At 71.4% G+C, this 18886-nt stretch carries 13 protein-coding genes; all 13 read left to right on the top strand.

The window, feature by feature from the left end; translation table 11 throughout:
- Window positions 1-55 precede the first annotated feature (55 nt).
- The gene (locus tag ACZ4RZ_RS07400) at window positions 56-688 is read left to right on the top strand and encodes a hypothetical protein (protein ID WP_467742919.1); all 633 of its coding nucleotides are present in this window, start codon (window positions 56-58) and stop codon (window positions 686-688) included.
- Window positions 685-1371 carry a hypothetical protein gene (locus ACZ4RZ_RS07405; protein ID WP_467742921.1) on the top strand — a complete coding sequence of 229 codons (687 nt, stop codon included), beginning with the start codon at window positions 685-687 and terminating at the stop codon, window positions 1369-1371. Before ACZ4RZ_RS07400 ends, ACZ4RZ_RS07405 begins: the two co-directional genes overlap by 4 nt.
- Before the next feature lie 9 nt (window positions 1372-1380).
- Entirely contained in the window at window positions 1381-1752 is a 372-nt protein-coding gene (locus ACZ4RZ_RS07410) for a LysM peptidoglycan-binding domain-containing protein (RefSeq protein ID WP_467742923.1), read from the top strand.
- Complete coding sequence (locus ACZ4RZ_RS07415) at window positions 1745-2884, top strand: hypothetical protein (protein WP_467742925.1); 1140 nt, start codon at window positions 1745-1747, stop codon at window positions 2882-2884. The genes ACZ4RZ_RS07410 and ACZ4RZ_RS07415 overlap by 8 nt, the downstream gene beginning before the upstream one ends.
- Window positions 2885-2935: 51 nt before the next feature.
- Window positions 2936-3466, top strand: coding sequence for a phage baseplate assembly protein V (locus ACZ4RZ_RS07420; RefSeq protein WP_467742927.1), 531 nt, complete (start codon window positions 2936-2938; stop codon window positions 3464-3466).
- Between the two features lie 20 nt (window positions 3467-3486).
- On the top strand, window positions 3487-3849 hold the full coding sequence (locus tag ACZ4RZ_RS07425; RefSeq protein WP_467742929.1) for a hypothetical protein: 363 nt from the start codon (window positions 3487-3489) through the stop codon (window positions 3847-3849).
- Complete coding sequence (locus tag ACZ4RZ_RS07430; protein ID WP_467742931.1) at window positions 3846-4232, top strand: GPW/gp25 family protein; 387 nt, start codon at window positions 3846-3848, stop codon at window positions 4230-4232. Before ACZ4RZ_RS07425 ends, ACZ4RZ_RS07430 begins: the two co-directional genes overlap by 4 nt.
- The gene (locus ACZ4RZ_RS07435; RefSeq protein ID WP_467742932.1) at window positions 4229-7387 is read left to right on the top strand and encodes a putative baseplate assembly protein; all 3159 of its coding nucleotides are present in this window, start codon (window positions 4229-4231) and stop codon (window positions 7385-7387) included. Before ACZ4RZ_RS07430 ends, ACZ4RZ_RS07435 begins: the two co-directional genes overlap by 4 nt.
- Window positions 7384-11214: a putative baseplate assembly protein gene (locus tag ACZ4RZ_RS07440; RefSeq protein WP_467742933.1), complete on the top strand. Its 3831-nt coding sequence runs from the start codon at window positions 7384-7386 to the stop codon at window positions 11212-11214. The genes ACZ4RZ_RS07435 and ACZ4RZ_RS07440 overlap by 4 nt, the downstream gene beginning before the upstream one ends.
- Window positions 11214-13376 carry a hypothetical protein gene (locus ACZ4RZ_RS07445; protein WP_467742935.1) on the top strand — a complete coding sequence of 721 codons (2163 nt, stop codon included), beginning with the start codon at window positions 11214-11216 and terminating at the stop codon, window positions 13374-13376. The genes ACZ4RZ_RS07440 and ACZ4RZ_RS07445 overlap by 1 nt, the downstream gene beginning before the upstream one ends.
- A gap of 57 nt (window positions 13377-13433) precedes the next feature.
- Entirely contained in the window at window positions 13434-14990 is a 1557-nt protein-coding gene (locus ACZ4RZ_RS07450; RefSeq protein WP_467742936.1) for a DUF6519 domain-containing protein, read from the top strand.
- Complete coding sequence (locus ACZ4RZ_RS07455) at window positions 14990-15901, top strand: peptidoglycan-binding protein (protein WP_467742937.1); 912 nt, start codon at window positions 14990-14992, stop codon at window positions 15899-15901. The genes ACZ4RZ_RS07450 and ACZ4RZ_RS07455 overlap by 1 nt, the downstream gene beginning before the upstream one ends.
- Before the next feature lie 296 nt (window positions 15902-16197).
- Window positions 16198-18726: a SpoIIE family protein phosphatase gene (locus ACZ4RZ_RS07460; protein WP_467742939.1), complete on the top strand. Its 2529-nt coding sequence runs from the start codon at window positions 16198-16200 to the stop codon at window positions 18724-18726.
- The last annotated feature ends 160 nt before the right edge of the window (window positions 18727-18886 follow it).

Here is an 18886-nt window from a genome sequence, read left to right on the forward strand (position 1 = left end):
CATGATGCCGACCGAAGAGAGTTTCGCTGTGCGCAGTGCTCGCGCAGTGCGGGAAATGGGAGAGGCAGGCGCGATTGAAATCGAGAGCCGTCCGCCCGACACCTCGCTCGTCCTGCCGTCCGATCCGGCCGAAGTACACGCAGCCCTGTCGGAACAGGTCGCCTCGCCCATCGCCACGAAGCTGCAGGCCTACTACTTCCCGGCGGAGGAAGTGCATGTCTCCTGGGAGTCGACCGGCGCCCCCGTCGTCAAGGGCGAACTCTGCCTGACCAACGTCCTGACGTGTCTGACCCGCCGGCATCCTCCGCTGGAGGACGTCACACTCACCCCGGGCGAGCGGAGCATTCTGGCCGACCTGAAGGTGATGGATGAGGAGCCGTTCGCCGGCACAGGCCGGGCCACCGGGCTGCGCGTCACCGACCGAGCTCAGGAACCCGAAGTCTGGTTCTACGACATGACCCGGTCACGCCTGGTCCGCCTGGACCTGGATTACGGGACGTACATGGAGACCGCGCTTGCCACCAAGGGAGCGTTCGGCTGGCAGTACCTCTTCACGGACGCCGATCTGGGGCAGCCCGAACACTACGAGGTGTCCAGGAATCTGACGGAGTTTCTCGCCCTGTTTCCCAGACTCTTCCCGCACTACTCCTATGCAGATCTGCAGAGTCGTCTGGAGGCCCGCCTGTGACCCGCTACTCCGACATCCCCAAACCCATCCGCTCCGGAATAGTCCTCATAGACCCCGAACGCGGCACCCCCCAACGCATCATCGTGCTCCAGTTCAACCCGGACACCCTGGAACGCAGCCTCTCGCCCCAATCCGCAGGCGGCAGCGGAGACTCCGGCGGGGGCGGCAGCGGGACCGGGGACAGAAATGAGGCCCTCCGACTCAAGGGCCCCGCGCAGGAGACCTGGAAGTTCACCGCAGAGATCGACGCCACCGACCAGTTCGAGATCGCCGCGCCGGATGGGATTCACCCCCAACTGGCCGTCCTCGAAATGCTCGTGCAGCCGACCTCGGCCCAATTGCGTGAAGCGAGCCGACTGTCCAAGAACGGGACGATCGAGATCAGTCCGATCGAGATGCCGCTGACCCTCTTCACGTGGGGCAGCAAACGCGTCATGCCCGTGCGGCTCACGGAACTGTCCATCAACGAATCCGCCTTCGACGTGAACCTGAACCCGATCCGGGCCTCGCTGAGCATCGGCCTCAAGGTACTCACGGTCAGTGATCTGCCGGCCGGCCACCGCGGCGCCGAGTTGTACTTCGCGCACCTCGCGCAGAAGGAACGCCTGGCCGGCGCCGCCCGCGGCGGGGGCCTCGGCACGCTCGGGCTCACCCCCGGCGACATCGGCATGGGAAGGAGCTGACCGGAGACCATGGCCGGCACGGAACCGTACGAGAACGCCCTGGACGCGATACCCGGCGCCCACCCCTATCCCCGCTCCAGCCGCTACCACGACGCCGAGATCGGCGTGTACCGGCAGCCGGACGGGACCGAAGTCCGGTACGCCAAGCGCCGGTTGCTGCCTCCGATCACAGCCGACGCCGACGACACGCAGCCGCACACCGTCAGTACCGGCGAGCGTCCCGACCTCCTCGGGCAGCGTTACTTCGGCGACCCCGCCCAGTGGTGGCAGATCGCCGACGCCAACCCCGTCCTCGACCCGCGCGAGCTGACCGCCGAGCCCGGCGGCGAGATCGACATTCCGCGCGCCGGCACCTTCCCGCAGGGAGACCGGCGTGTCTGAACTGCCCGTGGGCCAGGGCCCGGTCCACATCACCGTCTCCATGGGACCGCAGCTGGCCCGCCCGGTGCCCGCCGAGGTGGCCGAGGCACTCCTGTCGGCGCAGATCACCGCGACAGCGGGCGAGCGGAGCGGATTCCAGCTCGCGTTCGACCTGACCAAGAACGGGCTCATCAGCCGCACACTGCTCCCCGAGGGGTTCTTCGATCCGAAGACCCGGGTCATCGTCACCGTCACGGTCAAAGGCACCCCCGAGGTCCTCCTCGACGGGCTGATCGTGCGTCAGGAAGTGGGCGCCAGCAACCAGCCGGGACACTCCACCCTGACCGTCACCGGCGAGGACCTGACGCTGCTCATGGACCTGGAGGAGCGCACGGACCGGTATCCCAACCTGCCGCCGTCCGAGCGTGTGCTCGCGATCCTGCGCCGCTACTCGGACTACGGCATCCGGCCGGACGTGTACGCGGAGAAGATTGCCCAGCCCCCGCACGAGAACCTGCGCGTGCATTACCAGACAGGCACCGACCTGCAGTACGTGACCGAGCTGGCCCGGGCCAATGGGTACACCTTCTATCTGGAGCCGGGCCCCAACCCCGGTCAGTCGTCCGCACGTTGGGGTCCCGAGGTCCGCCTCGGTGTTCGCCAGCACGCCCTCAACGTCAACATGGACGCCAACTCCACGGTCGACCAGCTGACGTTCGCTTACGACGGAACGGCTCGCGAGGAGCCGCAGGCCCGCTGGCAGGACCCGGGGACCCGGCAGTCCACCCTGCTCCCCCAGCCGCTCATCAGCCCCTTGCGCCCACCGCTCGGCAAGCGGCCGACTCCCGCGCTCAAGCGCAAGACGCTCTCCGGCACCGCCAAGCAGCAGCGCGAGGCCGCCGAGGCCGAGCTGCTCGCGCGCGCGGCCGTGTCCGCCGACGTCATTTCCGGGTCGGGCTCGCTCGACGTCAACCGGCACGGCTACCTCCTGCAACCGCGCCAGCTGGTCGGTGTACGCGGCTCCGGGCCTGCGTACGACGGCGACTACTACGTCAAGTCCGTGACGCACAACCTGCGGCCGGGCTCCTTCCAACAGAACTTCACCCTCTCCAGAGAAGGACTCGAAGCGCGCAGCGCCTACGTCCGGCCATGACGCGCGACAGGCCGACAGCAGCCAATCCCCACAGACCAGGAGCAGTTCAGCATGGCGGCACCCAGCAATCGCTACCTCGGCAAGTTCCGCGGCCGAGTCGTAGACAACAACGACCCGCTGCACATCGGCCGGGTCACGGCCGAGGTCCCGGACGTCCTGGGTGACGAACCGTCCACGTGGGCGCTGCCCTGTCTGCCCTTCACCGGACCGCAGGCGGGCCAGTTCGTGGTGCCGCCGCCGGGCGCGGGCGTGTGGGTCGAATTCGAGCAGGGCGATCCGAGCTTCCCCGTCTGGACGGGGTGCTGGTACGGGGCGGAGGCGGAGCTCCCACCCGACGCGCGAGCCGCGGTGCAGCAGAACTCGCCGAACAAGCCGGTCGTCGTCCAGACGCCGGGGGACCACAAGATCGTGATGAACGACGCGCCCGAGCAGGGGATTCTTCTCCAGGCGCAGGGCGGCGCGTACATCCGCATCACCAAGGAAGCCGTGGTCATCGCGACTGGGGAGGGCGCCGAGGTCATCCTGCGCGGCAAGGAAGTGACCATCAACAAGGGCCAGTTGACGATGGCCGCACAGCGATAGAAGACGGGGGATCAACCAGGATGTCCGGGACTACCGGAATAACCGGGAATCTGCTCACCACCGGCTCCGGTGCCGTGATCAGCTGCCCGCACGGCGGCCGCGCCACCGCGACGACCGGCGCATCGGACCGGGCCGTGCTCGTCAACGGTGCGCCCGTCGCCACGGCCTCGCACAGTTATGTCGTCGTCGGCTGCCCCCACACCATCGGCGGCGTACCGGAGCCGTGTGTCGCCGTGCGCTGGACCGCCGACGCCTCCGGCATCACGGTCGACGGCGCGCCGGTGCTGCTCGACACCTCCGCGGCCCAGTGCGTCTCGGCGGCGTTCGTGCCGCAGGGCCCGCCGTTCGTCCAGCCCGCGCAGCGAGAGGTGACCGTCCGATGAGCCCACGCACCCGGGTCCGCAGCGACCTCGCCTTTCCGTTCCGGGTCGACCGGCGGGGGCGCAGCGCGCACGCCGACCGCGACGAGCATGTCCGCGACCTGATCGAGCAGTTGCTGTTCACCAGTCCTGGTGAGCGGGTGATGCGCCCCGACTTCGGCTGCGGCCTGCTCGACCTGGTCTTCACGCCCAACAGCCCGGAGCTGGCAAGCGCCTTGGAGCTCTCGGTGCAGGCGTCGCTGCAGCGCTGGCTGGGGGACTTGATCGAGGTGGCGGGCCTCGACGTGGTGAGCGAGGAGAACGTCGTCCGCGTGTATCTGTCGTATGCCGTGCGCTCCACGGGGAGCCGTCGCGACGACGTCTTCGAAGGGAGGGCGGAGGCGTGACCAGTTCCGTGTCCACCCGCCGGGCCAAGGTAAGGGCGGCTCAGCTCAACGGAGTCGACGCCGTAGAGGTGAGTGACGACGGGCTGCTGCTCACCGTCAGCTTCCTCGGCAAGGCCCCGCACGGCCTGTGCGCGCAGAACGTGCGCATCGACGGCGGGCGCCGGATCACCGGCATCGAGGCCGTGGACGTGAGCGTGGAGCGCGAGGAGGACCCCGAGCTCGACGACCGGCTGTACGTCACGCTCGACAGGGCCGGCGACACCTCCCGCTACCGGATCTCCCTGGTCGAGACCGACCCGTACGGGCGGCCGGGCACGGAGCCCTTCCGCGGTTTCGACCAGCGCTACCACAAGGCGTCGTTCGCCTTCCGACCCGACTGTCCTACGCCCTTCGACTGCGCGGACGAGACAGCGCAAGAACCCTCCTTCCCCAGCACTCCGGTCGTCGATTACACGGCCCGCGACTACGACACCATCCGCAAGCTCCTCCTGGACCGGCTGGCCCTCACCACGCCCGACTGGATCGAGCGCAACCCGGCCGACCTGGGCATGACGCTCGTCGAGCTGCTCGCGTACACCGGCGACCAGATCAGTTATCAGCAGGACGCGGTCGCCACGGAGGCGTATCTCGACACCGCGCGCCGCCGTGTCTCCGTACGCCGTCATGTCCGGCTCATCGACTACGCGATGCACGACGGCTGCACCGCGCGGGCGTACGTGACCGTGGAGACGGCCGGCGAACACACGCTGCCCGCGGGCACGTTCCGCTTCGCTTCCGTCGACGTACGCGCCGTCGATCCGCACGACCGCCCGGCGCCCGGGACGGTCGTCGACGACCGGGACCTCGCCGATCTGGCCGAGCGCGGCGGCGTCGAGGTCTTCGAGCCGGTCGCGGCCGCGGATCCTCTCGAACTGCGCGCCGCGCACAACGCGATACGGCTGTGGACCTGGGGCGGCGACGTGTGCTCGCTGCCCAAGGGGGCCCTGGCTGCGACCCTGCGCGACGAGTGGCGGGACGCGGAGACCTGCGAGGGGCGCCAACTCGACCTGAACGCGGGCGACTTGCTCGTATTGGAGGAAGTGAAGGGGCCACGTACCGGGACACCGGGCGACGCCGACCCGTCCCACCGGCAGGCCGTGCGTCTCACGTCCGTCACGCCGGGCGTCGACCGTATCGAGGACCAGCCGGTCCTGGAGGTCACCTGGGCCCCCGAGGACGCGCTGCGCTTCCCGCTCTGCCTGACCACGCGCGGCGGACGCGACTGCGCGCCCGTCGAGGACGTGAGCGTGGCGCGCGGCAATGTGGTCCTCGTCGACCACGGGCGTACGGTGCACTGGTGCGGGAACACGCTGCCGGAGACGGCGACCGTACCGCCCGCGCCCGCGACCGTGGTCCCCTGCGACCCGCCTGCCTTCGGCTGCTGGGATCCCGACGAGGGCAATGCTGCGGCGAAGCTCATCAACTCCCTGACGGACAAGGCGGAGTGCGGCGAGGCGCTCACCCCCGCCGACGTCCGCGGGCTGTTCGACGTGGTGGGCGAGGACGCGACCGTACGCGCCGGGCTCGGCCTGGAGCTGGCCGGGCAGCGGCAGGTGGGGGCACCTCCCAGCGGTAGCTGGGGGAACGTCGTGCCCGGCACGGCCTACGCCCAGGCGGCGGCCCTGCGTACGCTGCTGGCGCAGTCCGTGTACCCGGGCATCGCGCCGCGCTTCCGGCCGCTGCTGGGCCGCTCCCCTGTGGTGCAGGCCGTGCCGTTCCCCGACCCGCGGGCCGTTTCGGCGGGGCAGGCCGAGCGGATCGGCGCGATCCCCGGCCGGGTGAAGCGGCGTCTGGTGGAGCTGTGGCGCAGCGCCCGCGACCGTGACGGGCTCGGTGACGAGGAGATCGCCGAGCTGACCGTGATCTACGGCCTGAAGGTCCTGGAGCGTTTCGAACTGCGGCTGCACCCGGTGCGCGCGCTGCGCGAACTCCTCCACCGCAGTGACCGGTTGCTCGACTCCAAGGTGCGTCGTATCGAGGTGCTGACCGCGCGCGCCCGCGCCGGGACGGTCCTCGACGGACACATCGCCTGGGAGATCGCGCACAGTTGGGGCCCGGCCTACGCGGAGGGCCTCCACCCCGATGAGCCGGTCCTGCGAGGTTCCGCCTCGGCCGGGCTCGCCCAGGACGCACGCTGCGCCCTTCCCGCGGTACGCCTCCACGAGGACGAGCTGCGCTGGACGCCGCGCCGCGACCTGCTCGCGAGCGGGTCCCGCGACCGGCACTTCGTGGGTGAGCTGGAGGACGACGGGCGGCTCGCGCTGCGGTTCGGCGACGGGCGGCACGGCGCGAAGCCGACGCCCGGCGCCCGCCTGGAACTCCACTACAGGCTGGGCGGCAGACTCGCGGGCAACGTGGGCGCGGAGGCCATCAACCACCTGGTGCTCTGCCGCGACGCCGAGGAAGACGGCGAGGTGCCGGTGGCCGGGGTGCGCAATCCGCTCCCCGCCGTCGGCGGTACCGAGCCCGAACCCATCGACCAGGTACGCCAGTTGGCGCCGCTCGACCTGCGGCGCACCCGGCTGCGCGCCGTGACCGCCGACGACTACGCGGCCCTCGCCTCAGCGCTGCCCGGGGTGCAGCGGGCCGCGGCGGAGCTGCGCTGGACGGGCAGCGTCCAGGAGACGCATATCGCGATCGACGCCCAGGGCACCGGCGCCCCCACGCCGGCGCTGCTCGACTCGGTGGCCCAGTCCCTGGAGGCGTACCGGCGCATCGGCCATGACGTGCTGGTGGGGCCCGCGCGTCTGGTGCCGCTCGACATCACGCTGTCGGTGTGCGCGAAGCCCGGGCACGAGCAGGGGCAGATCCTGGCCGAGCTGTACCGCGTACTCGGCCATGGCCGGCTCGCGGGCGGGCGACTCGGCTTCTTCCACCCCGACGCGCTGACGTTCGGCGAGCCGGTCAGGCTCAGCCGCCTGGTCGCGGCAGCGGCGGCCGTCCAGGGCGTGGAGAGCGTTCACGTCACCCGGCTGCGGCGGCTGTTCGAAGAGGACCGAGGAGAGAGGGAGGACGGCGTGCTGCGGCTCGGCCCGCTGGAGATCGCCATCTGCGACAACGACCCCGACCGGCCGGAGAACGGCCGGCTGGCGATATCCCTTGGGGGTGCCCGATGACGAGTGACGACCTCACCGGCGACTGCGGCTGCGGCTGCGGCGGGACCTGCGCGAGCGGTCACGACGAGCGGGTGGCACCCGCCGCGCCGCACAACCCGCCGGGCCGCACCGCCCTCGACTACCGCGTCGGCGAGTACGGTTCCTTCCTGTCCGCCCTGCGCGACCGCCTTGCGTCCCCCGCCTACCCGGCGCTCGACAAGCTGACCGTCCGCACCCCCGACGACCCGGCGATCGGCCTCCTCGACGCGACCGCCGTTCTCGGCGACCTGCTGACGTTCCACTCCGAGCGAATCGCCGACGAGGCCTATCTGCGCACCGCGAACGAGCACCGCTCGCTGGTGCTGCTCGGCCGCCTGGTCGGTCACCGGCCGCGTCCCGGCGTCGCCGCGAACACGCATCTCGTGTACACCCTCGACCGAGACCCGCGGGCCGAGACTCTCCCCGTCGTCATCCCGCGCGGGGCGCGCAGCAACAGCGTCCCGGCGTCGGCCGACGAGGAGTCGCAGACGTTCGAGACCAGCCGGGACCTCACGGCCCGCTGGGACTGGAACGAACTCCAACCGCGTCGCAGGCGGCCCTCCCTGGTCACCCCTGAGGACCTCACCCGCCGCTCGGAGCTCTTCGTCGAAGGCACCGCGAACTCCCTTCGGACGGGCGACCAGCTGCTCTTCGTCTTCGGTGAACAGGCGGGCGGCGAGCGGTTGTTGCTTCCCGTCTCTCGCGTACGCATCGACCGCGACGACGAGATCACAGCGATCGGCCTGCCGCAGTCGGCGCCGCCGACCCTCAAGGAACTGATCGACGAGGTGCGCCGCTGGACGACCGAACCGCAGGCCCCGGGCGATCCGGGCGACGAGCCGCCCACGCCCGAGGTCCCCAACCCCCGGCCGGTGAGCCGCCTGATCGACGACTTCGACGACCAGGTGCTGGCCCCATTGCGGGACGGTCTGGACGGTGTGAAGACGCCGGAGCAGCTCGTGTCCGCCCTCGCCGAGCCCCTTGCCCGCCTCGCCGAGGCGCAGGTCCTGGCGACGCCGTACGAGGACGTGGCCGAGTGGTTCGCCCAGTTGGAGGCGATGCTGGCCGAACTCGCGGAAAGGGCCGGCGAATTGGCTCCGTCCCAACCGGAGAACCAGCCGGTGGGTCCCTCGGCGAGCCAATCGGTGCAGGCATCCACGCGCGCACGCACGGCCGCCGCCCCGCTCCCCCGCCCGGACGAGGCCGCGCTGGGGGCCCTCACCGCCCTCCTCCCCGCGTTGAGCGGCAAGGCTCCCGCCCCGAGCGGAGGCACGTTCGCCACCACTCCGGGGGCGGACACGGCGCGCCTGCTCAAGACCCTCGACCCGGCCCTTGGGGGCCTCTACCCGGCGTGGCGGCAGGCAGCGGCTCCCGGCGCGCCGAACCTCCTGCGCGAGCTGCTCGCCCTGCGCGTGAAGGCGACCCCCTTCGGAGCGACGGCCCCCTTGAAGCCGGTCCAGGACGAGCGCGGCCGGGTGATCCGCACCGCCGACTGGCCGCTGACGGGCGCGGTCCTGACCAGCATGCGCGTGGTGTTCGACCCCACGGGCAAGGTGCCGCAGACGGCCGAGTTCCAGTACATCGAGGGCGGCAGCTCCGACCAGCGGGCGAGAACGCTCCCGGTCCCGCAGCCGGAGAGCTTCCCCCTCGGCCCCGGCCAGGTCGAGCTGTCCACCCGCAACAGCCAGGACCGCGAGCTGAACTGGCTCAGCCGCCGCCCGACCGACTCGCAGGAGCCGGGCGTCACGGCCCGCCTCCACTCGGGCCTGCCCGAGCGCACGCTCTTCGTGTCGCGCCCGGACGCGGAAGGGGTGATCAATGTCGGCGTGTACAACGGAGTGGCCAGGGAAATCCCGCTCAGCCCCAACCATCCGGTGCGTTTCACGCATGGCGAGTACGAGGTGACCCTTCGCTACACGATCGGTACCACCGCCCCCAACGTGGAGATCGTCATCGCCACGAAGCCGGCCCCCGCCAACCGCCGTGTGGTGCAGCTGGACACCGTGTACGACGGCATCACCGTCGGCAGCTGGGTCGCCATCGAGCGGCCCGCCAAGGGCGACGACGACGCGCACCCCGGCGACAAGAAGCTCAAACTCGTCACCACCAAGGTCGTGGCCGCGCGCACGGCCGCGTACACGAACTACGGCATCACGGGCCGCGGCACCGAACTCGTGCTGGCCGACCCGTGGTTGGACGACAAGGACGTGCTGCTCTCGCACATCCGCGACACCACGGTGCACGCCGCGGGTGAGCCGCTGCGCATGGCGGACGAGCCGCTCGCCGAGGACGTGTACGGCAACGAGGTCGAACTCGCCGAGTTGTACGACGGGTTGCGCCCCGGCCGCACTCTCGTCGTCAGCGGCCTGCGCAGCGACATCCCCGGCATCGCCGGCGTCGAGGCGACCGAGGTCGTGGTGATCGCGGCCGCCGATCCCTCCCTCGATCCCCGGCTCCCGGGCGACCACGTCCACACGAAGCTGACGCTGACCGCCGATCTCGCGTACCGCTACCGGCGCGAGACGGTGAAGATCCTTGGCAACGTGGTGGAGGCGACGCACGGCGAGGGCCGGGACGAGCCGATCGGCAGCGGCGACGCCGACCGTACGAACCAGACGTTCGTCCTGTGGCAGTCGCCGCTCACCTGGATGGCGTCCGACACCCCCCTGGGCGCCACGCCCGTCCTGGAGGTCCGAGTCGACGGGCTGCTGTGGCACTCGGTCGACAGCCTCGCGGGGCGCGGGCCGCGCGAGCGGGTCTACATCACGGGCACCACCGGCGACGGCCGTACGACCGTGACCTTCGGCGACGGCGTGCACGGCACGCGCCTGCCCAGCGGCCACGAGAACGTACGCGCCCGCTACCGCTTCGGCACCGGCAAGGCGGCGAACGTGGCCGCGCAGCGCATCACCCAGGCCTTGACCCGACCGGTCGGTGTCACCGCGGTGACCAATCCGCGCCCGGCGTCGGGCGGCGCGGACGCGGACGGGCCCGCGCTGACCCGGCGCACGGTCCCCCTCTCCGTCGCGGCCCTGGACCGCCTGGTGTCCGTGCCGGACTACGAGGACTTCGCGCGCTCCCGCGCCGGGATCGGCCGGGCCACGGCGCGCGAACTGTTCGACGGGCGACGGCGCGTGCTGCATGTGACGGTCGCCGGCACGGACGATGTTCCGATCGCCGCCGACGCGGATGTGCTGCGCGCCCTGCGCGGCTCGCTCACCGAGTACGGCGACGCCCGGCTGCCCGTCCGGGTGGATGTGCGCGAGCTGGTGCTGCTCCTTATTGCCGCGAAGGTGAAGCTGGCGCCCGACCACACCTGGGAAGTCGTCGAACCCCGCCTTCGCCAGGCGCTACTGCGCCGACTCGGCTTTGAAGGAAGGGAGTTGGGCGAGCCTGCCCGCCTCTCCGAGGTCCTGGCGACGGCGCATTCGGTGCCGGGCGTCGACTACATGGACGTCGATGTCTTCACCGGGATCTCCGCATCCACCGCCGCGAGCGCCACCGCGCAGGGGCTGACGCAGTTGCTCGGCACGCCGGGCGAGCCGAAGTCCTCGGTCCCGGCGCGCTCGGCGACGTACGACGAGAAGATCCACACCGTGCGCGAGAAGGACGGCGAGACCCTGTCGGAGATCTGCGCCCGGCACGGCGTCCCGCTCTCCGCACTCCTGCGCCTCAACCCCGACATCACCGACACCCGGCGCCTCGCCAAGGGCCGTTCGGTGTTCGTCTTCCGCGGCATCCGCCCGGCGCAGCTCGCGCTGCTCACGCCGAAGGCCGCGGACACGCTGATTCTGACGGAGGTCAAGTGATGTCCAGGGAGCCGGACGGGCTCGCTCAGCTGCTCCCCCAGTGGCACCGCCTCAGGGACACCGACGAGGGCGAACCGCTGCGCGCGCTGCTCGCGGTGATGGCCGAGCAGATCGATGTCGTACGCAATGGTGTCGAGCAGAGCTATGAGGACCTGTTCGTGGAGACGGCGGCGCCCTGGGTGCTGCCCTACCTCGGCGACCTGGTCGGCTATCGGACGCTGCCCGGCTACGAGCGGGTCCTCACCACCGGGCTGCGGAGCGGGGGTTCCGCCGCGCTGACGGAAGCGATCGCGCCGCGCCGCGACGTGGCCGCCACGGTCGCGAACCTGCGCCGCAAGGGCACGCTGCACCTGCTCGAAGAGCTCTGCGAGCAGGTGGCGGGGTGGCCGGCGCGGGCGGTCGAGCTGTCCCGGCTCGTCTCGCACCAGCAGCCGGTCAAGCTGTACCGGGCGACGTCCGGGTCCTCCGGGTCCGGGGACACGGGCCGCTCGCCGCGCGGGCGGCTCGCCGATCTGCGGGACGGGGCGGCGCTCGACCTGGCGGGCTCCGCCTTCGGCACAGTGGCCCGCTCCGTCGACGTCCGCAGCGCCAACTCCACTCGTAGGCAAGGCGGGTTGACGCCTGCCGGGGTCGGCCTCTTCGTCTGGCGGCTCAAGGCGCACTCGCTCACGTCCGCCCCCGCGTACTGCATCGACCGGGCCCGCAACCTCTACACCTTCTCGATCCTCGGCAACGACAGCCCGCTGGTGACCAAGCCGGTCCCGGAGCCGTCGGCGACGCACATCGCGACGATCGACAACGTCCCGGCGTTCATCCGGCGCCGCCAACTCCACGACCGGCTCGCCGACTACTACGGCCCCGGCAAGAGCTTCGTCATCCGCCGCGACGGCGAGGACAAGCCCGTATCACCCTCCGACATCGTGGTGGCCGACCTGTCGGACTGGCGCTACCGGCCGAAGCGCGGGCAGGTCGCGGTCGATCCGGAGCTCGGGCGGATCGCGTTCGGCTCGCGGTCCGCGCCCCGGCAGGGTGTCTGGGTCGACTACCACTACGCGTTCGGCGCCGACATGGGCGGCGGCGAGTACCCGCGGGACCGCACAGCGCGCCCGGACGCCGCGTTCTACCGGGTCGGGCCCGGGCAGACGTACCAGCAGATCATGGACGCGTACCGGGCCTGGCAACACGATCGGCGGGCCGGGGACTGCGGGCCCGAGGGCATCATCGAGATCACGCACAGCGGCGCCTACCAGGAGCAGCTGGACTTCGACCTCGACCCCGGCGACCGCCTCGAACTGCGCGCGGCGCAGGGCACCCGCCCGGTGATCCGCCTGCTGGACTGGTACAGCAATCGTCCGGACGCGCTCAACATCCGTGGCGTGTCCGAGGATTGCGCGCCGGGCGAGCGGCCGCGGATCGTCCTCGACGGACTGCTCGTCGCCGGACGCGGCATCAATGTGACGGGCCCGATGGGTGCGGTCGTCGTACGCCACACGACGCTCGTGCCCGGCTGGTCCCTGGAGCCCGAGTGCGATCCGCATTCCCCGCAGGAGCCGAGCTTCGTGCTGGAGCGCACCACGGCGTGCCTGCAGATCGAGGACAGCATCCTCGGCACGATCGAGGTCATCGGCGACGAGGTGTCCGAGGAGCCGCTGGACATCCACATCCGCGACAGCGTCCTGGACGCCACCGGAAGCGAACGCCCTGCCCTGTCCGCCCCGGACTGCCGCCACGCCCACGCCGTCCTGCACGCGCACCGCACCACGGTCATCGGCGAAGTGCACACGCACGCGGTGGAGATCGCGGAGGACTCCGTCTTCACCGGCCGCCTCCACGTGGCGCGGCGCGGCATCGGCTGTCTGCGCTTCTCGTACGTCCCCGCCGGATCGCGTACGCCGCGCAGGTACCGCTGCCAGCCGGACCTGGCCGGTCGCGGCGAGGCTGCGCGGGTACGGCCGCTGTTCACGTCCGAGCGCTACGGGACGCCCTGGTACGGGCAGTTGGCCGACCGGTGCGCCCAGGAGATCCGGCGCGGCGCGCAGGACGGGGGCGAGATGGGCGCCTTCCACGACCTGTACCGGCCGCAGCGCGAGGACAACCTGCGGGCGCGGCTCGCTCAGTACACACCCGCGGGCACGGACGCCGGGATCTTCTACGTGACCTGAGCCGGCCCCTACGACTCGCCCACACCCGCACTTTCCTGAACCAGGGGGACTCCCTTCATGCACGCTGATCTCTCCCGCTCCACGTTCCGCCCGGAGCGGCACTATTCCGCGGTCATCGCCCAGCAGGGCCGCGTCCAGCTCGACGCCGACGCCAACGAGCAGGCCGCGATCGAGCTCCACCGGGTGCGCACGCTCGCCGCCGACCTGATTGGCCAGCACGGCGGGCCGCGCGACGCGGCGGGCTTTCGCATCCAGTACGTGGGCGGCAAGCACGACATCGACAGCCTGAACATCTACGGCGGCCGCTACTACGTCGACGGCATCCTGTGCGACGCGGACCGGCCCGCGCCCGGCACACCGGTCCCGGACGAGGACGCCGCGGACGACGCCGAGGCCTCCGCGCCGCCCGCGTTCTGGACGTACTGGGACCAGCCGGACGGCTTCCGCGACCCGGAGAAGCCGGGCGACCGGCTGCCGTCGCCCGCCCACGTGCCCTTCGTGGTCTATCTGAAGGTGTGGGAGCGTTCGGTCACCGCGGCGGAGGACCCGACGCTGCGCGAGGTGGCGCTCGGCTCGGCGATGCCGGACACGGCGGCACGCTCGAAGATCGTCTGGCAGGTCCTTCCGCTGACCCTCGACGCGCTCGGCCTCGAGGAGACCGACCCGACGAAGGAACAGGTGAGCGCCAAGTTCACCCAGTGGTCCCGCGATCAGAGCGCCCCTTCCGCGCGCCTCGCGGCCCGCGCCGAGCGGCCCGACCACGCGGACGAGGACCCGTGCCTGGTCAAGCCGGACGCCCGCTACCGCGGCCCGGAGAACCAGCTGTACCGGGTGGAGGTCCACAACGAGGGCCCGGCCGCGGACGCCACGTTCAAGTGGTCGCGCGAGAACGGCTCGGTCGTCTTCCCCGTCGACGAACTTGACGGCACCTGGGTGCAGTTGGCCTCGCTGGGCCAGGACGACAAGCTGGACCTGGACGTGGGCGACCAGGTGGAGTTCACCGACACCGCGTACGCCTCGCGCCTGGAGGCCCTCCCCCTGCTGCGGGTCGAGGAGCTGGACCTGCCGGGCCGCCGGGTGCGACTGTCCGCCGAGCCGGAGCCCGGCGTCGGACGGCTGCCGCACCTGCACCCGTTCCTGCGCCGCTGGGACCACCAGACGGGCCCCAGGCGCAAGGGCCACACGGCCGGGCTGCGAGGCGGAGCCATCCGCGTCGAGGAAGGCGAGTGGCTGCCGCTGGAGGACGGCGTCGAGGTGTACTTCGCCAAGGGCGGCATCTACCGCACCGGCGACCACTGGATCATCCCGGCCCGCACCGCGACGGGCAGCGTCGAGTGGCCCACCAACGACGCCCGCAAGCCGCTGCTCCGGGCCCCTGCCGGCATCGTGCGCCACTTCGCGCCGCTGGCCCTGGTGAAGGGCGAGGACGCCCCCGTCGACCTGCGGCTCGCCTTCAGCACACTGGCGCACAGCATCCCGGCCGCTGACGAGGCGGCGCTGGCCGCCGAGGCGCTCGCGGCGGAAGAGGAATCCGCGGCGGAGGCCATCGACGCACCCAACCCCCGGTCCCAGACCACGGCAGAGGCCGAAGCCGCAGTGGAAGGAGACAAGTGATGGCCAAGCCGCTGAGCGCGTCCCAGCTGGTGGAGATCCTCCGCGCGGAGGGTGTCACGGTCCACGAGGTACGCAACTGGCGTACGCACAACCGCAATTCGAAAGGCCCCTGGGGTCCGATGAACGGCGTGATGATCCACCACACCGTGACCTCGGGCACCGACTCGTCCGTGGCCCTCTGCTACGACGGCTACGCGGCCCTGCCCGGCCCCCTGTGCCACGGCGTGATCGACAAGAAGGGTCACGTCCACATGGTCGGCAACGGCCGCGCCAACCACGCGGGTCTCGGGGACGGCGACGTCCTGCGCGCCGTCGTCAACGAAACGAAGCTGCCGCCCGACAATGAGGCCGACACCGACGGCAACCGCCACTTCTACGGCTTCGAGTGCATCAACCTCGGCAACGGCAAGGACCCCTGGCCCGAGGCCCAGAAGGAGGCCATCGAGAAGGTCTCGGCCGCGATATGCCGCCACCACGGCTGGAGCGAACGTTCCGTCATCGGCCACAAGGAGTGGCAGCCGGGCAAGCAGGACCCGCGCGGCTTCACGATGGACGGCATGCGCTCCCGCATCGCGGACCGCCTGCGGGGCAAGCCGGACGGCGGCGGAGGCTCCCACCCCGACCCCCGGCCCCAGCCCCGGCCCCAGCCCCGGCCCGAGTACGAGCCGTTCCCGGGCGCCGGTTTCTTCCACGTCGGCCGCCATGACCCGCTGATCACCGCCATGGGCAAGCGTCTGGTGGCGGAGGGCTGCGGCCGTTACGAGGAGGGCCCGAGCCCGGAGTGGACCGACGCCGACCGCAAGTCCTACACGGCGTGGCAGCACAAACTGGGCTTCAAGGGCAAGGACGCGGACGGGATTCCGGGCAAGGTCAGCTGGGACAAGTTGAAGGTGCCGACGTCGCGACGGTAGGGGGCGCGCGTTCTGCCCGCCCAAGGGCGGGCAGACGGTCGCCAGGGGGCCGGCGCACGGCACAGCCCCGCGCCCTCACTCGCCGCCACCACCGCGCTCTGGATCCGCTGCACTCATGCCCCTGGGCTTCTTCGGCTGCTCGATCGTCCTCGTCGTCTGTTTCCTCGCCGGGGCGCCCAGGCGCCGGACGTGTTTCACCGCGCTGGGCGCAGGCACCCTGTAGGGATACCTGCTGCACGGTGACGGCTCTCACCGAGAGTCGCAAACAACCTTAAAATTAGACAAATGCTCCACTGGTGATCGAGGGCAACGTGTCGGCCGACGGTGTGGGATCGAGCTCGGGCCCGTTCGGCGCCGCGAGTCTCGGCGAAGCGCCCGAGCGCGACGACGCCCTGGTCAGTGCCGTCATCAACGCCGTGGAGGTGACCGGAGCGCATGCCGGAAGTGTGTTCCTGGTCTCCGGCGACCATCGCTCGCTCGTCCTGACCGCGGCGTGCGGGACGCCACCCTCCCTGCTCGGCGGGTGGCGTCGGATCCCGGTGAACAGCCGTATCCCGGTGGCGGAGGCGTACCGCTCCGGGCGCATCGTCCACCTGGCCGACGCGGAGGAGACGATGCGGCGCTTCCCCGAACTCTCGGTCGCCGTGCCCTATGCGTTCGGCTCTGCCTCGGTGCCCGTGTGCGCGGGCGAGCGGACCTTCGGAGCGATGGCCGTGCTGTGGACGCCCAGGCCTGACGGGGCAGGATTGTCGAGGGCACAGCGCCGGCAGTTGCGCTCCGCGGCCGACCGTCTGGGCACCGCCCTCGCCGGGCTGAGCGCTCGCCGGGCACTCGGCGACTGCGACGAGCGGAGGGCTCCGGTAGTGGTCCCGGTGCCGTCCGCTCCAGTGATACGGGTGGGCCTGTTCGACTGGAACCTCGACACCGGAGCGCTCACGGCCGACGACGAGCTGTGCGCGATCTTCGGGATCCCGCCACGCGAGTTCGACGGACAGGCGGCCACCCTTGCGGCCAGGATCGAGCCCTCGGAACTTCCCGGCTTCCGGTCCGCCGCCCGTGCCGCGCTCGAGGAAGGCCATGTGCTCGCGCACTGCCTGCGTATCCGGGACGACAGTGGAGGATCTCGCACTCTCGAGCTGTGGGGCAGGGTGCCCGAGAGCCCGGGCGACCCGCAGGCGTCGTCCCATCTGGTAGGGGCCGTGCTCGACTCCGGGAGCGGCATGGCCGCCGTGGCGGCGATCGAGCGGCTCACGGACGGCTTCTTCGCGCTCTCCCCGGACGGACGTGTCGCCTATGCCAACCACAGTCTGGAGAATCTGCTGCGGGTCCACCAGGACGAACTGCTCGGCCGACGCCCCTGGGACGTCCTGCCCTGGCTGGCCGATCCCGTGTACGAGGACCGCTACCGGGCCGCCATGGTCTCTCAGCAACCTGCATCCTTCCTGGTCCGCCGCCCGCCTGACCAGTGGCTCGTCTTCTCCCTTCACCCCGGCGCCCAGGGCATGACGGGATGGGCGGCACCCGTGAGACAGCCCGTGCCGGCCGGCACCGGACCCGGGACGTCCGTCGCGGAGGAGGGTCCGCCCGTCTCCTCGTCGCCTGTGCCCGCGGCCCCGCGCTTGGGTGCCCTCTACCGCGTGCTCCAGCTGGGCAGCGCCCTCACCGGGGCGGTCACCGCGCACGAGGTGTGCGATGCCGTCGCCGAGCAGCTGCTCCCCGCGTTCGGCGGCCAGAGACTGGCGATCTCCGTGGTGGAGGAGGGTCGCCTGCGCCTGTTCGCGCAGCGCGGCTGCTCGGAAGGCGTTCTCGCCCGGCTCAAAAGCACCCCGCTGCATGCCCGGCTGCCCGTGACGGACGCGCTGGCCTCCGGGGCGCCGCTGTTCGTCGAGTCCCGGGAGAAGCTCCTTGAGACGTACCCAGGGATCCCGGCCGACGACTCCAGAGCTTGGTCGTTCCTGCCGTTGATCGCCTCCAACCGCCCGGTCGGCGCCTGCATGCTCGGCTTCGACGACGTCCACCGGTTCCCCGACGAGGAGCGCGGAGTCCTCATCGCACTGGGCGGCCTGATCGCCCAGGCCCTCGAACGCGCCAGGCTGTACGACGCAGAGTTCACCCTCGCCCGCGGCCTGCAGAACGCGCTCCTGCCGCACCGGCTGCCCTCGCTGCCGGGCCTCCGCGTCACCGGGCGCTATCTTCCGGGCACCAGGGGAATGGACATCGGTGGCGACTGGTACGACGTCATCCCAGCCGGCGAAGAGGTCGCTCTGATCGTCGGGGACGTCGAGGGGCACAACGTCGCCGCCGCGGCCGCCATGGGCCAGCTGCGCACTGGGGTGCGAGCCTTCGTCACCGCCGGCCACCGACCGAGCGACGTCGTCGCGAGCACCAACCGGCTCCTTCTGGACCTCGACACCGCACTGCTCGCCAGCTGCTGCTACGCCCGCCTCCACCCCGGCTCGGGGATTGTGCGCATCGTCCGCGCGGGCCACTGTCCGCCCCTGCTGCGCCGACCCGACGGACGCGCCGAAATCCTGGATGCGCCCGGCGGCCCTCTGCTCGGCGTTGAGCCGACGGCCGTCTATCTGGAGTCGGAGCTGCGCCTCGGGCCCGGATCGGTCCTGGCCCTGTACACGGACGGGCTGGTCGAGAGGCGCGACACGGACATCGGTTCGGGCATCGCCCGGCTCCGGGCCTCACTCGCCCGGCTGGGCGGGGGCCGCCTCGATGATCTGGCCGACGAGCTGCTGCGGGATGCCTGCCAGTCCCCCGACAGGGCGGACGACATCGCACTCCTGCTCACCGAGTACGCCCCGTCCCGCAGATGACCACGGGGCCACCGTCCGCACGCGCCGACCTTGGCCCGTCGCCATGAAACACGAAAGCTCTGCGCCTGCTCGCGGCGTCCGCCATGACGGATGGTGGATTCATTCGGGGTGGCGGACACCACGAGAAGGACGAAGCCGACGGTTACGGCGCCTCGACCCC

Source organism: Streptomyces sp. NPDC027189 (assembly GCF_055566975.1).

Excerpts from the sequence above, each read along its gene's own strand:
- ACZ4RZ_RS07425 (WP_467742929.1), top strand. The coding sequence starts at position 3,487 with ATGTCCGGGACTACCGGAATAACCGGGAATCTGCTCACCACCGGCTCC.
- ACZ4RZ_RS07440 (WP_467742933.1), top strand. The coding sequence starts at position 7,384 with ATGACGAGTGACGACCTCACCGGCGACTGCGGCTGCGGCTGCGGCGGG.
- ACZ4RZ_RS07455 (WP_467742937.1), top strand. The coding sequence starts at position 14,990 with ATGGCCAAGCCGCTGAGCGCGTCCCAGCTGGTGGAGATCCTCCGCGCG.
- ACZ4RZ_RS07445 (WP_467742935.1), top strand. The coding sequence starts at position 11,214 with ATGTCCAGGGAGCCGGACGGGCTCGCTCAGCTGCTCCCCCAGTGGCAC.
- ACZ4RZ_RS07410 (WP_467742923.1), top strand. The coding sequence starts at position 1,381 with ATGGCCGGCACGGAACCGTACGAGAACGCCCTGGACGCGATACCCGGC.
- ACZ4RZ_RS07400 (WP_467742919.1), top strand. The coding sequence starts at position 56 with ATGGGAGAGGCAGGCGCGATTGAAATCGAGAGCCGTCCGCCCGACACC.
- ACZ4RZ_RS07420 (WP_467742927.1), top strand. The coding sequence starts at position 2,936 with ATGGCGGCACCCAGCAATCGCTACCTCGGCAAGTTCCGCGGCCGAGTC.
- ACZ4RZ_RS07430 (WP_467742931.1), top strand. The coding sequence starts at position 3,846 with ATGAGCCCACGCACCCGGGTCCGCAGCGACCTCGCCTTTCCGTTCCGG.
- ACZ4RZ_RS07450 (WP_467742936.1), top strand. The coding sequence starts at position 13,434 with ATGCACGCTGATCTCTCCCGCTCCACGTTCCGCCCGGAGCGGCACTAT.